The following is a 13522-nucleotide window of genomic DNA, read 5'->3' on the forward strand; positions in this document are numbered from 1 at the left end:
GCACTGTCAACTACATAAAGTAAACAAAACTTCTTGAGGATTAGTAATGCCTAACTCTTTTGCTGTAACGAAAGGCGAGCAGCCGGAGATTTCCGCTGTTCGCCCTTTGTGTTATTCGTCTTCTTTTGATTCTTTTTTCAGTTCTTCCGTGCGGGTGTTGTAGATCTCGGTGAACGTGTGCGTCACACCGCGTGATTTATATCCGACCATTGTGTCGAGACAAACGGAATGGATGCTGTTGAAAATATTCTTTTCTATATTCGGATTATCGCGTTTTAAGCGGCGCAATAAAAGCTTTGTTTCCTGCCGCTTAGAGACGCTTACGTCATTGTCACACGTTGCGCAGTTTTCCGTAAAGCGGCATGCACACTGGATAAACTCCAAATCGTTGTATCTTTTCCATGATAAAATGTCGTCTTCGTGGATGCAATACATGGGGCGAATGAGCTCCATACCTTCAAAATTCTGGCTGTGCAGCTTTGGTGGCATCGCCTGTAATTGCGCACCGTAAAACATGCTCATCACAGTGGTTTCCACAACGTCACTGAAATGATGTCCAAGTGCGATCTTGTTGCAGCCGAGCGACTTCGCTTTGCTGTATAAATGTCCGCGGCGCATTTTTGCACACAAATAGCACGGGTTCTTTTCGGTGTTGTTTGCCACGGAAAAAATATCGGTCTCAAAAATCGTGATCGGAATGTGCAGTAATGCCGCATTGCTTTCGATTTTCTTGCGGTTCAGCTCATTGTAGCCCGGGTCCATCACAAGGTACACAAGCTCAAACGGAACTTCGCTGTATTTTTGCAACTCCTGCAAAAGCTTTGCCATCAGCATGGAATCCTTGCCGCCGGAGATGCACACCGCAATCTTGTCGTTTTCCTGAATGAGCTCGTAACGCTTTACCGCAGCGATGAACGGCACCCAGATCGACTTGCGGAATTTCTTTTGTATACTGCGCTCAACGCGCTGGTAGGGTTCAAGTTCTCTTTCCATTTTATGTAAACTCCAAATATAGCTTGTTGAAGATTCTCTCAAATTCATCGAGTTTATCCTCGGTCATCGGATGGCTTAAACGGATGCGCCAAGAGTTCAGCGCATTTTACGGTCGCAGCTCGCGGCATACACCGCGCGGAAGGGGGGGCTCCACGGAGCAGGCGTACTTGCGGCGTAATCCAAGTAGATTATGCGCCGATGCCGCGGCCTTTGAAGCCGGTCAGATCTTTGATGACTTCGCCCGCGATGATGAGTCCCACAACGGACGGCACAAAAGCGTTGCTGCCCGGCACCTGACGGCGCTGCGTGCACTTTCTCTCGGTGCCCGGCGGGCAGATACAGTGCGTGCGGCAGCTTATGGCCATGTCGTCCACGGGTGTGATGGGCAGCTCTTTGGAGTAAACCACTTTCAGCTTGCGCACGCCGCGCTTTTTCAGTTCGTTGCGCATAACCTTTGCCAGCGGACAAACGGAGGTCTTGTATAAGTCTGTCACTTCAAACGCGGTCGGGTCTACCTTGTTGCCGGCACCCATGGAGCAGATGATCGGCGTTTTCGCCGCTTTTGCGTTCATCACAAGCGCAATCTTGCCTGTCACCGTGTCAATGGCGTCCACAATATAATCGTAGTGTTTAAAATCAAACTGGTCGGCCGTTTCGGGCGTGTAGAATGTCTTGTATGTGCGCACCACGGCGTCCGGGTTGATGTCTTTAATGCGCTCGGCCGCAACATCCACCTTGTACTGACCGACCGTCTTGCGCGTCGCGTAGATTTGGCGGTTGATGTTTGTCAGGCAGACCTTGTCGTCGTCGATGAGGTCGAGCGAGCCCACACCGCTGCGCGCAAGCGCCTCTACCGTGTAGCCGCCCACGCCGCCGATACCGAAAACGGCTACGCGCGCATCCTTCAGCATCTCCATGGCGTCACGGCCATAGATCAGCTCCGTTCTGGAAAATTGGTTCAACATATTTCTTCGCTCCTTAGCGTTTGTCTTTATATCGCCTATAAATTCAGTATGCTTTGTAAAGTATACAAAACTTAAACGGGAAAGTCAAGATAATACCGATTATACCGCATCTGCCGTTTCCATGCAATACCGCTTCCTTTTTTAGAACAGGTGTGCTATACTGTAAACCCAAGATTAAAAGAGTGGGAAAAGGGGATAGTATGGAACAAAACGAAATTTACGCTGCGCTGCCGGGAGTTTTGCTGCCGTGGTACGAGAAAAATGCGCGCGACCTGCCTTGGCGGCACACGAAGGAGCCGTACCGCGTGTGGGTTTCGGAGATCATGCTCCAGCAAACGCGTGTGGAAGCCGTCATCGGGTATTACGAGCGCTTTATGGAAGCGTTTCCCACAGTACAGGCACTTGCAGAAGCCGACGAAGCCCGCGTGTTAAAGCTTTGGGAAGGACTCGGCTATTACTCCCGCGCACGAAATTTGCAGAAAACGGCAAAGCTCCTCACCGAAACGCAAAACGGTGCTTTTCCCGATACCGCCGAAGCGCTCGAAAAGCTGCCGGGCATCGGCGCGTATACGGCGGGCGCAGTGGCGTCCATTTGCTTTGAGCAGCCCGCGGCGGCTGTGGATGGCAACGTGCTGCGCATAATCATGCGCATGACGGCGGACGACCGCCCGATCGACCTGCCGCAGGTAAAAAAAGAGATAGGGGAGGCGCTTTGCAAGGTCTACCCGAAAGGGCACTGCGGCGCGTTCACGCAGGCGCTCATGGAGCTTGGCGCGTGTGTCTGTACGCCGAAAAGCCCCAAGTGCGAAGTCTGCCCCACGCAGAGCTTTTGCCATGCATATAAAGCCGGAAACGTCACAAAATACCCCGTAAAACGTCCGAAAGCCGCAAAGAAAACAGAAGAGCGTACCGTGCTTTTGCTCGAATGCAACGGCAGATTCGCCGTGGAAAAGCGAAGCGAGACGGGTTTGCTCGCCGGGTTATGGCAGTTCCCGAATGTACCTCAAAAGCTCGATGCCCAAACCGCCGTGCAAACAGCGCAGAGCTTTCACACCGACCCGAAGGAGCTGATGCTCGAAACGCACAAGACGCACATTTTCACACATATTCGCTGGGAGATGACCGGCTATGTGATCCGCTGCAACGCGATGTCCGAAGCGTTTACGTGGGCAAGCCTTGCGGAACTTGAGCGTGATTTCGCATTGCCTACCGCCTTTCGGCAATTTTCAGACGAGCTGAAAACACTATAAATAAACAGCAAACAGCCCGCAGCAGGAAAACCCAAGCTGCGGGCTGTGCTTTTATGCGATTTTAGTCGTCCAAAATGCCGTGCATCGGGTTGTTTTTCATCGGCGCGGTGCGCGTGTAATGCGTCGTCAGCGGGATGAATTTGCCCTCGCGACTGGATTTTTCAAAGCTCGTCAAAATCTCCAGCACATGATACTGCTGCTGGCAGTTCGCGCGGAAATCGCGGCCGGTGCGCAGCGCCTTGCACATGTCGCTGAGACCGAGCGCACGGGAGTTCACGTTGTAGTCGAACAGCAGAGGAATCTCCTTGTAGCCGGCGTAAGCGGGCAGATTGCCTGTGCGCAGGCCGGGATCGGAGTGCGTTGCTTCCACGTCTTCGGGGCGCATCAAAAGTACCGGGCCGCCGAACGTGTTCGGATCCGGCACGATCATCGTGCCCTTCGTGCCGTAAATTTCAAAGCGTGCGTAGTTCTGCGAGGGATAGTACACATCAAACGTCGTGAACACCTGCGCAATGGCGCCGTTCGCGAACGTGATGTTGCCGGTGAGGTACGTATCGGCCTCCACGTCGATTTTTTGGCCGTAGTGCGGCTCGGAGGTGATCAGACGCTCTTTAAACGACTTTTTCGTCACAGCCGTTACACCGACTGCCTCGCCGATGAGCTGCACGAGCGCCGTCACGTAATACGGGCCCATGTCCATCATTGGACCGCCGCCTCTTTTATAGAGGAAATCCGGGTCCGGGTGCCATGTCTCGGGACCGTGCTGAATCATTGCGCATGTCGCACCGATGACATCGCCGATCAGCCCGTCATCAATAACCTTGCGCGCGGTCTGGATGCCTGCGCCCATGAACGTATCCGGTGCGCCGCCCATGAGGAGATTTTTCTCCTTTGCGAGCGCCATCAGCTCTGTGCCTTCCTTCATGTCTGCCGCAAGCGGCTTTTCGGAGAACACATGCTTGCCGTGCTCCAGCGCGGCTTTCGTCACGCCATAGTGCTCATACGGGCGGGTGAGGTTCAGAACAACCTCCACTTCGGGATCGTTGAACGCTTCATACATATCCTTATAAATTTTCGGCACGGGGGCTTTTGCGCCTGCTTCGATGTATTCCTTCACCGTCTGCACACCTTTTTCCGCGCGCTCCGGGATGAGGTCGCATACGCCGACGAGCTCCACCTCTTTAAATACGTTCGTGATGTTTTTAAGGTAAATGCCGCTGATCTTGCCGACGCCGATCATCGCGACCTTTACGGGATTTGCGTTTGTCATAAAATTCACTCCTAAATAAACTTAAATGTCCAGCACGTCTCGAATGTAAATTCTGGAAACCTCTGCCGAATGGAAGTTGCCGACCTCCGGGCGGTCGAGTTCCACGCACAAAATGCCGTTGTAGCCGATCTCCTCAAGCGCCGCTTTCACAGCAGGGAAGTCGATGGTGCCATGGCCGAGCGCGCGGAATGTGCCCATTTTGTCTGCACCCTCTGCGGTCTTCAAAGCGTAGGTGTCTACGTCTTTGAGGTGCATATACGCAAGGCGTGGGCCGACCTTCTTGATGAGCTCGACGGGGGACATGCCCGCAAGCGTTGTGTGTGCCGTATCGATGCAGAACGAAACGTAGCGCGGATCGGTGTGTGCCATCAAATAATCAATGTCGCTTTCCCAGAACACGCATGTGCCGTAGTGCGGGTGGAAACACAGCGTCACGCCCTTTTCCTTTGCGTAAGCGCCGAGCGTGTCCGCAATGGCGCAGATTTTATCGAGCACCTCGGGGTTTGTCGGGCGCTCCAGCGGACCGCCGTCACCGAAATACCCGCCGTGCTGGCAGTTGTACCACTTGCCGCCGATGGCTGCGAGAAAATCGATTTGCTTTTTTCCGACTGCAATGTTTTCTTCCACATCGGTGCCAAAGTGACCGTACAGGTTCACAAGCTCCACGCCGCAGCGCTTTTCCATCTCGATGAGCTCGTTCGGGTCTTCAAAATAATCGCCGATAAAGGCGAAGTTTTCCACATAGTCATAGCCGAGGAACTTGCATTCCTTAAAAGACTGCTCCAATTGCTTTTTGGCGGTCTCAGCGTCCTTGGCGGTCAGCCAAGTCCAACCGGTATAGGCTGCTTTCATTCTATATGTACCTCCGTTTTATTCATCCAGAATGCCGTGCATCGGGTTGTTCTGCATCGGTGCCGTGCGCGTGTAGTGTGTTTTCAGCGGGATATATCTGCCCTCGCGACTGGATTTTTCAAAGCTCGTCAAAATCTCCAGCACATGGTGCTGCTGTTGGTAGTTCGCGCGGAAATCGCGGCCGGTGCGCAACGCCTTGCACATGTCGCTGAGACCCAGTGCACGGGAGTTTTCATTGTAGTCGAACAGCAGCGGCACTTCTTTGTAGCCGGTGTAATACTGCGGCGCGTTGTGTGCTATCAAGCCGGGGTCGATTGCCTGCCCGTTTACCTGATCCTCCGGGCGGTACACGAGCACCGGGCCGCCGAACGTGTTCGGGTCCGGCACGCAGATGGTGCCCCTTGTGCCGTACAGCTCAAAGCGGCACTGTGCGCCGGGTGCGTAATGCACATCAAATGTTGTGCAAATCTGCGCCACCGCGCCGTTTGCAAACGCAATGCTGCCCGTCAGATGCGTGTCGATATCGACGTCGATTTTCTCGCCGTAGTGCGGCTCGGACGTGATGATGCGCTCCGGGAACGTCTTTTTCGTCATGCCGATGACGCCCTTCGCTTCGCCGATGAGCTGCACGAGCGCCGTCACGTAATACGGACCCATGTCCATCATCGGGCCGCCTGCGCGCTTATAATAGAACTCCGGGTCCGGGTGCCATGTCTCGTGGCCATGGCAGATCATCGCGCAGTTCGCCGCAACAATGTCGCCGATGTACCCGTCATCGACAAGCTTGCGCACGGTCTGAATGCCCGCGCCCATGAACGTATCCGGCGCGCCGCCCATCAAAAGGCCCTTTTCTTCAGCGAGGGCGACAAGCTCGTCGCCTTCTTCCATGTCCGCCGCAAGCGGCTTTTCGGAGAACACATGCTTGCCGTGCTCCAGCGCGGCTTTCGTCACGCCATAGTGCTCATACGGGCGGGTGAGGTTCAGAACAACCTCCACTTCGGGATCGTTGAACGCTTCATACATATCCTTATAAATTTTCGGCACGGGGGCTTTTGCGCCTGCTTCAATATATTCCTTCACCGTCTGCACGCCTTTTTCCGCGCGCTCCGGGATAAGGTCGCATACGCCGACGAGCTCCACCTCTTTAAACACCGTCGTGATGTTTTTAAGGTAAATGCCGCTGATGGCACCGACGCCGATCATTGCAACTTTGACCAAATTCAATTCCTCCCTGATAAAAGTAAATCGCCGCCACTCGGCAATTCACGCGTCCATTTTCATGTATATTATACACGTTTCGCATAAAATAGCAAGACGTTTTGCTTAAGTTTCGGGCAAATTTGCATGCAAGGCAAAAAACGGCGGATTATCTTGCTTTTTTGCATTTCCTGTGCTATACTGTACTGCGAAAACTGAATGAAAACACAGGTGCCTTTCGTGTGCTTTTAAAAGCACATAGAAAAGGGTAAAAGGGAAGCGGGTGCAAATCCCGCACGATCTCGTCACCGTGATAAGGGAGTTTGCCGCCATGGCGTTTTGCCGGTCACTGAGCATAGCTTGGGAAGGCGGCGGCAGATGACGATCTTTCAGCCGGGAAACCTGCCTGTGTGTTGGTACGGGAGTGTCACACTCCAAATCACGAGGAATTGGTTGTACCGAAAATGCTCTGACTATATGCCGGGGTCTTTTTGTGTTGCCGTTCTATACACTTTGTACGTTTCGGCAGCACAAAGGACCTCGGCTTTTCTCATGGGCTTTATGGTGTATTTGAAAGAAAATTCATATATACCTTAGTTTCCTGTACCCTTCTTTCAGTGAAAATACAATAAGGGTTGATATTGACCACGGAAAGGAAGCACACCCATGAGTAAGCTTACATGGAAAAAGACCGCTGCACTGGTAATGACAGTTACAATGCTCACGACCGCTGCCGCAGGCTGCGGTAATAACGCGTCTTCGAGCGCATCTTCTGAGGAGAGCAGCACTTCTTCCACAGTTGAAAGCAGCGAGAGCTCCTCAGAGGAAAGCAGCGCGGCGAGCGCAACCGAGGAGGAAACAGACGAAATGGCAGCGAAGAATGTTGCGGATCTCATCGACGCAATCTATGTGCAGGAGCGCAATGACAATACCGATGAAGAATGCAAAGCAGCAAAAGAAGCTTGGGACGCGCTGACCGATGCGCAGAAGGAGCTTGTGGAAGGCGATAACGCCGACCCGGATTATTTCGGCCGCGATACGGGTGACGCCGCGAAAGACGACCCGCGCAACGAAGACGAAATCGGCGAAAACGAGCTGCTCGTTGTCAGCTTCGGTACGTCCTTCAACGACAGTCGCGTAAAGGATATCAAGGGCATTGAGGACGCTCTGCAGGAAGCTTACCCGGATTGGTCTGTCCGCCGCGCGTTCACCGCTCAGATTATCATCAACCCCGTGCAGGCGCGCGACGATGAGAAGATTGACAACATGCAGCAGGCGCTTGACCGTGCTGTCGCAAACGGCGTCAAGAACCTCGTTGTGCAGCCGACGCATCTCATGCACGGCGCAGAGTACGACGAGATGAACGAGTTGCTTGACCGGTATAAGGATAAGTTTGAGAGCATCGCTGTTGCAGAGCCGCTGCTCGGCGAAGTGGGCGACGATGCGACTGTTATCAATGAGGATAAGGAAGCTGTTGCAAAGGCCATCACAGCTGAAGCTGTGAAAACCGCCGGTTATGATGACGTTGCTGCCGCTGCAGAAGACGGTACCGCATTCGTCTTTATGGGCCACGGTACGGCGCATGTTGCAAAGGTCAGCTACAGCCAGATGCAGACCACCATGGAAACACTCGGCTACACGAACGTATTTGTCGGCACCGTTGAGGGTGAGCCGGAAGACACCTCCTGCGAAGCCGTTATCGAAAAGGTAAAGGAAGCAGGCTTTACGAAGGTTGTGCTCCGTCCGCTGATGGTCGTTGCAGGTGACCATGCCAACAACGATATGGCTGGCGACGATGAGGATTCCTGGTTGAGCCGGTTCAAGGCTGCGGACTGCTTCGACAGCGTTGATACGCAGATTGCGGGTCTCGGTGAGATTGGGGATATTCAGCAGATCTACATCGACCACGCGCAGGCAGCGATCGATTCCCTGAATGGCTAATCCGTAAACACAGCGCCCGGAGAGAATCGCTCTTCGGGCGCTTATGTTTATAGATTGTTTTTAAAATAAAGAAGAGGTATAACAAAATGAAAAAGAAGCAGATTACAGCCCTTTTGCTCTCGGTGTTCCTGATCTTCGGGTGCAGCGCGTGCGCAGGCAATACGAATGAAAGCAGTGCGTCTTCCGAAACTTCCGTTTCAAGCGCAGAGCCCACCCCCACCGAAGAGCCGGACGTTGTGCCGGAAGACGGCATGTACACGGCAGAGTTCAAAACGGACAGTTCTATGTTTCAGGCGAACGAAACTTGCGAGGGCATGGGTACGCTGACAGTTGAAAACGGCGAGATGACGTTCCACGTCAGCCTGCGTTCTAAGAAGATCTTAAATCTGTACCTCGGTACGGCAGAGGACGCAAAGCAGAACGAAAGCGAATGGCTTCAGCCGACCACCGATACCGTCACCTATAAAGACGGCACATCGGAAGAAGTCTACGGCTTTGACATCCCGCTGAAAAGTGTCGATAAAGATTTTGAACTTGCGCTCATCGGCACGAAGGGCACGTGGTACGACCACAAGGTCAGCGTGCGTAACCCGCAGCCGATCGTTGAGGACACCGCAAGCGACGCAGAGACCGAAGTGCCGGAGGACGGCACGTATACGTGCAACGTCACGCTTGAGGGCGGTTCCGGCCGTGCAACAATCGAGAGCCCCACGGAGCTCACCGTTGCGGACGGCAAAATGACCGCGGAGATCACATGGAGCAGCCCAAACTACGATTATATGATCGTGGACGGCGAAAAGTATCTGCCCGTCAATACCGAAGGCAACTCCGTGTTTGAAATTCCCGTCGCCGCACTCGATACCGCACTCGCCGTTACGGCAGATACCACCGCCATGAGCACTCCGCACGAGATCGAATACACCCTGACGTTTGACAGCGCGTCTCTTACCGCATGAGACGGCTTACAGCGCTTTTAGCGGCGCTTTTGCTTCTGGCTTTCACGGGCTGCGCAGCAAACCCGGCACAGCCTGAGAGTACATCAAGCCCAGCGCAGGCCGATGAAACGCAAGCAGATTTTCAAGTCGAAAGCGCCTATCCGCTCGAATACGCAAAAGAGTTCACCGTGGACGAGTGCACCGGCGGTACAAGGCTCATCACCATTCAGAATGCCCGCTACCTCGTCGTGCCGGAAAACAGTACCGTGCCGAACGGTCTTTCGGAAGACATCACCGTTTTGCAGAAACCGCTTGAAAATGTCTATCTCGTCTCCACGTCTGCGATGGACCCGATCCTGAAGCTCGATGCACGAAGCGCCGTCACGCTTTCCGGCACGAGTGCCGAAAACTGGTATCTGCCGGAAGCGAAAGAAGCCATGGAAAACGGTGAAATTTTCTACGCGGGTAAGTACAGCGCGCCGGATTACGAGCGCATCGTGTCTGCAAACTGCGGCCTCGCGATTGAAAACACAATGATCTACCATACGCCGGAAGTGAAAGAGCAGCTTGAAAAGTTTGGCATTCCCGTGCTTGTTGAGCGCTCCAGCTATGAATCCGACCCCTTGGCACGCATGGAGTGGGTGAAGCTCTATGGCATTTTGTTTGATAAAGAGGCGGAAGCCGAAACGTTCTTCAACGAGCAGGTTCAGCGCATCCGGCCGCTTTTGGAGCAGGATACCACAGACAAAACGGCAGCATTTTTCTCTGTGACGTCGAATAACCTTGTCACGGTGCGTAAATCGAACGATTACGTTGCGAAGATGATTGGCATGGCGGGCGGCAAATACGTTTTTTCCGATCTTTCCGATAACGGCAATAACCTCGCAACGATTAATCTTTCGCTCGAGGAGTTCTACGCCGGCGCGAAAGACGCTGACGTTTTAATCTACAACAGTACCATCGAGGGCGAGATTAAAACAACCGAGCAGCTCTTATCAAAATGTCCCATGCTGGCAGATTTCAAAGCCGTGCAGAACGGCAACGTCTGGTGTACCACGCAAAGCCTGTTTCAGGAAAGCATGGAGCTGCCCGATTTGATTTTGGACATGAACCGCGTGTTCACGGCGGAAAGCCCGAATGCGGTCAACGAAGATGAACTGAAATTTCTGACACATGTAAGCTGAGGAAACCATGAAACTAAACGGCACAAAGCGTCTGACAATTTCATATCTTGCGCTCACGGCTGCATTGTTCGCGCTGTTTATGCTGAACATTTTCTGCGGCAGCACGGCCCTTTCGCCGAAGGACATTTTAAGCACGCTTTTCAGCGCGGGGAATAACGCACTCGCGCAAAAGATCATATTTGGTTTACGCCTGCCGCGCGCCGTCATGGTCGTTTTGCTCGGTGCGGCGCTGTCCGTTGCGGGTTATTTATTGCAGACTTTTTTTGCAAACCCTATCGCCGGGCCGTTCGTTATGGGTGTTTCCGGCGGCGCAAAGCTCGCCGTTGCACTCACGATGGTCGTGCTTTTAAATCACGGTTTGTTCACAAGCTCACTCACGCTGATTTTAGCTTCATTTGTCGGTGCCATGGTCGCTATGGGCTTCGTCTTGGCCGTTTCACAGCGCGTAAAGCGCGCAGGCGTGCTCGTTATCTGTGGCGTGATGATTAGCTATATCTGTTCGGCTGTCACGGACGTTGTTGTTGCATTTGCGCAGGATTCCAACATCGTGAATCTACACAACTGGTCGATGGGCAGCTTTTCCGGCATGACGTGGGAGAATGTCCTCACGGCGGCTTTAATTGTGCTGCCATGCCTTGCGCTTTCGTTTATGCTTTCCAAACCGATGGCGGCGTACCAAATGGGTGAAGCCTATGCGCAGAGTGTCGGCGTTTCCGTGCGTCCGTTCTCAGTTACACTTGTGTTGTTATCCAGCCTGCTCGCGGCATGCGTCACGGCATTTGCGGGGCCGATCTCCTTTGTCGGCATCGCGGTGCCGCATCTCGTAAAGCGCACACTCCGCAGTGCAAAGCCTTTGCACGTGCTGCCGGGGTGCGTTTTAGGCGGTGCAGCATTTTGCCTTTTGTGTGACCTCATCGCGCGCAGTATATTTGCGCCGACGGAGCTTTCCGTCAGCTCCGTCACGGCGATTTTCGGCGCACCGGTGGTCATTTTGCTGCTTGTGCGCAAACAGAGAAGGGAGGCGGCAGCATGAGCTATTGTGAAGCGAACGACCTTGCGGTCGGCTACAATTCGCCGCTTTTGGAGCATATAAAATTCGCCGCCGAGCGCGGACAAATTTTGACGCTTATCGGCCCGAACGGCGCGGGTAAATCGACCCTGATGAAAACGCTTGCCGCGCAGCTTGCGCCGCAGGGTGGGACCGTTTTGCTCGATGGGCAGTCCCTTTCGGTATACGCACCGAATGCCCGCGCGCGCAAAATGGCGCTGATGGTGCCGCACACGAACCGCACAGAGCTCACGACCTGCTTTGATGTCGCCGCAGCCGGGCGTTACCCGTATACCGGTCGTCTCGGAATCCTTTCCGAAGAAGATAAAAAGCAGGTTTTCGACGCGCTGCATCTCGTAAATGCAGCCGATATTGCCGACCGCGATTTTGATAAGATCAGCGACGGTCAGCGCCAGCGTGTCCTTTTGGCACGGGCAGTCTGTCAGAAGCCGGAAATTCTGTTTTTGGACGAACCGACGTCGTTTCTCGATGTTAAAGGTAAAGCGGAGCTCATGACGATCCTGCGCCACCTCGCAAAAGAGAAGAACACCGCAATTATCCTGAGCCTGCACGAGCTTGACCTCGCGCAGAAGCTCTCCGATGCCGTTGTCTGCGTTTCGCTGGACAGTGTCTCGGACATCATGACCGTAAAAGACGCGTTTCAAAAAGAGAACATACAAAAGCTATATAAAATGTCCGATGAAGAATACACGTTTCTGTTTGGTAAAAAGGAGCCGCCAAAGTTTGAGCACTACATTCGCAGCGGACAAAAATTATTGCGCTGCGGCTACACAACGGGCACGTGCGCGGCACTCGGTGCCGCCGGTGCGGCGCGACTGCTTTTCACCGGCAAGGCCCTGGAAACGGTCGGTCTGCGTACACCGAAAGGCATCGTTGTTGAGGTCGCGCCAATCTACTGTGAGAAGACCGAAACCGGCGCCGTATGCGCCATTCGCAAAGACGGAGGAGACGATATTGACGCCACGGACGGCCTGCCCGTCATCGCAAATGTGACGCTTTTGCCCAATGAACACGGCATCGTCAAAATCGACGGCGGCACGGGTGTTGGCCGTGTGACCAAGCCCGGGCTTGACCAGCCCGTCGGCGCGGCGGCCATCAACCACGTTCCGCGCGAGATGATCACCGAAGCCCTCTTAAAAGAAGCCAAAACATTTGAGTATAAAGGCGGTTTTTCCGTGCTTGTCTCCATCGAGGGTGGGGAAGAGGCCGCGAAAAAGACGTTCAATCCACACATCGGCGTTATCGGCGGACTTTCGGTGCTCGGCACCAGCGGCATCGTGGAACCGATGAGTCAGCAGGCAATCGTCGATACGATGCAGCTGGAAATTCATCAGGCTGCGCTCAAAAACGGTGCGCGCCGCCTGATTCTGACGCCCGGCAACTACGGCCTCGATTATCTGCGTGAAACCAACCTCACGCTCTTGGATATTCCCATCATAAAGTGCTCGAATTTTATCGGTGACGCGCTCGATGCCGCCGCAACAGAGCACTTTGAAGAAGTTTTACTCGTCGGGCACATCGGTAAGCTCGTGAAGGTCGCGGGCGGTATTATGAACACGCACTCCCGCATGGCGGACTGTCGCACGGAGCTTTTCTGCACGTATGCGGCGCTTGCGGGCGCGAAAAAAGAGGTGTGCGAAGCGCTGATGCAGGCGGCCACAACCGATGCCTGCCTTGATATTTTGGATCAAAACGGTCTGCGCGAGCCTGTCATGCACGGCCTGATAAACGCTGTACAGCTGCACCTCGAGCGCCGCGCAGCGGGTGCATTTCAAGTCGGCGCGGTGCTGTTTTCCAATCAAACCGGCCCCCTTGGGCAGACCGAAACCGCAGAAAAATTGCTGCAAAAGTGGAAGGAGTCGTAAA

General features: G+C 53.9%; 11 protein-coding genes and 1 riboswitch. Of the genes, 6 read left to right on the forward strand and 5 right to left on the reverse strand.

Annotated elements, in window-relative coordinates:
* Positions 1–111: 111 nt before the first annotated feature.
* Together ACLTX1_RS00935 and ACLTX1_RS00940 are read right to left on the reverse strand one after the other, a co-directional pair.
* On the reverse strand, positions 112–993 hold the full coding sequence (locus ACLTX1_RS00935) for a tRNA 2-thiocytidine biosynthesis TtcA family protein (protein ID WP_343285004.1): 882 nt from the start codon (positions 991–993) through the stop codon (positions 112–114).
* Between the two features lie 188 nt (positions 994–1181).
* Positions 1182–1958 carry a tRNA threonylcarbamoyladenosine dehydratase gene (locus tag ACLTX1_RS00940; RefSeq protein ID WP_308450046.1) on the reverse strand — a complete coding sequence of 259 codons (777 nt, stop codon included), beginning with the start codon at positions 1956–1958 and terminating at the stop codon, positions 1182–1184.
* A 200-nt stretch (positions 1959–2158) separates the two neighbouring features.
* Here ACLTX1_RS00940 and mutY point away from each other — a divergent pair, with 200 nt between their 5' ends.
* Positions 2159–3208, forward strand: coding sequence for an A/G-specific adenine glycosylase (mutY, locus tag ACLTX1_RS00945; protein WP_412330345.1), 1050 nt, complete (start codon positions 2159–2161; stop codon positions 3206–3208).
* A 61-nt stretch (positions 3209–3269) separates the two neighbouring features.
* Here mutY and ACLTX1_RS00950 read toward each other — a convergent pair whose 3' ends face one another.
* The 3 genes from ACLTX1_RS00950 to ACLTX1_RS00960 are packed head-to-tail and all read right to left on the reverse strand — an operon-like array spanning position 3270 to position 6548.
* Positions 3270–4478 carry a Gfo/Idh/MocA family protein gene (locus ACLTX1_RS00950; RefSeq protein ID WP_412330346.1) on the reverse strand — a complete coding sequence of 403 codons (1209 nt, stop codon included), beginning with the start codon at positions 4476–4478 and terminating at the stop codon, positions 3270–3272.
* A 21-nt stretch (positions 4479–4499) separates the two neighbouring features.
* Positions 4500–5330, reverse strand: a complete 831-nt coding sequence (locus ACLTX1_RS00955; RefSeq protein ID WP_308450137.1) for a sugar phosphate isomerase/epimerase — start codon at positions 5328–5330, stop codon at positions 4500–4502.
* An 18-nt stretch (positions 5331–5348) separates the two neighbouring features.
* Positions 5349–6548, reverse strand: a complete 1200-nt coding sequence (locus ACLTX1_RS00960; RefSeq protein WP_395507043.1) for a Gfo/Idh/MocA family protein — start codon at positions 6546–6548, stop codon at positions 5349–5351.
* 191 nt (positions 6549–6739) lie between these two features.
* Positions 6740–6952, forward strand: a riboswitch (cobalamin riboswitch).
* 241 nt (positions 6953–7193) lie between these two features.
* Here ACLTX1_RS00960 and ACLTX1_RS00965 point away from each other — a divergent pair.
* From ACLTX1_RS00965 to cbiD, 5 genes are all read left to right on the forward strand, one after another.
* Complete coding sequence (locus ACLTX1_RS00965; RefSeq protein WP_412330347.1) at positions 7194–8468, forward strand: sirohydrochlorin cobaltochelatase; 1275 nt, start codon at positions 7194–7196, stop codon at positions 8466–8468.
* An 86-nt stretch (positions 8469–8554) separates the two neighbouring features.
* Entirely contained in the window at positions 8555–9424 is an 870-nt protein-coding gene (locus tag ACLTX1_RS00970; RefSeq protein ID WP_412330348.1) for an iron transporter, read from the forward strand.
* Entirely contained in the window at positions 9421–10587 is a 1167-nt protein-coding gene (locus ACLTX1_RS00975) for an ABC transporter substrate-binding protein (RefSeq protein WP_412330349.1), read from the forward strand. Before ACLTX1_RS00970 ends, ACLTX1_RS00975 begins: the two co-directional genes overlap by 4 nt.
* Before the next feature lie 7 nt (positions 10588–10594).
* Positions 10595–11620 (forward strand): iron ABC transporter permease, encoded by a 1026-nt coding sequence (locus ACLTX1_RS00980; protein ID WP_308449521.1) that lies wholly within the window; start codon positions 10595–10597, stop codon positions 11618–11620.
* Positions 11617–13521: a cobalt-precorrin-5B (C(1))-methyltransferase CbiD gene (cbiD, locus tag ACLTX1_RS00985; protein WP_308449522.1), complete on the forward strand. Its 1905-nt coding sequence runs from the start codon at positions 11617–11619 to the stop codon at positions 13519–13521. Before ACLTX1_RS00980 ends, cbiD begins: the two co-directional genes overlap by 4 nt.
* Position 13522 lies beyond the last annotated feature (1 nt).

Source organism: Hominenteromicrobium sp., from assembly GCF_046974225.1.
GTDB classification, from domain to species: domain Bacteria; phylum Bacillota; class Clostridia; order Oscillospirales; family Acutalibacteraceae; genus Hominenteromicrobium; species Hominenteromicrobium mulieris.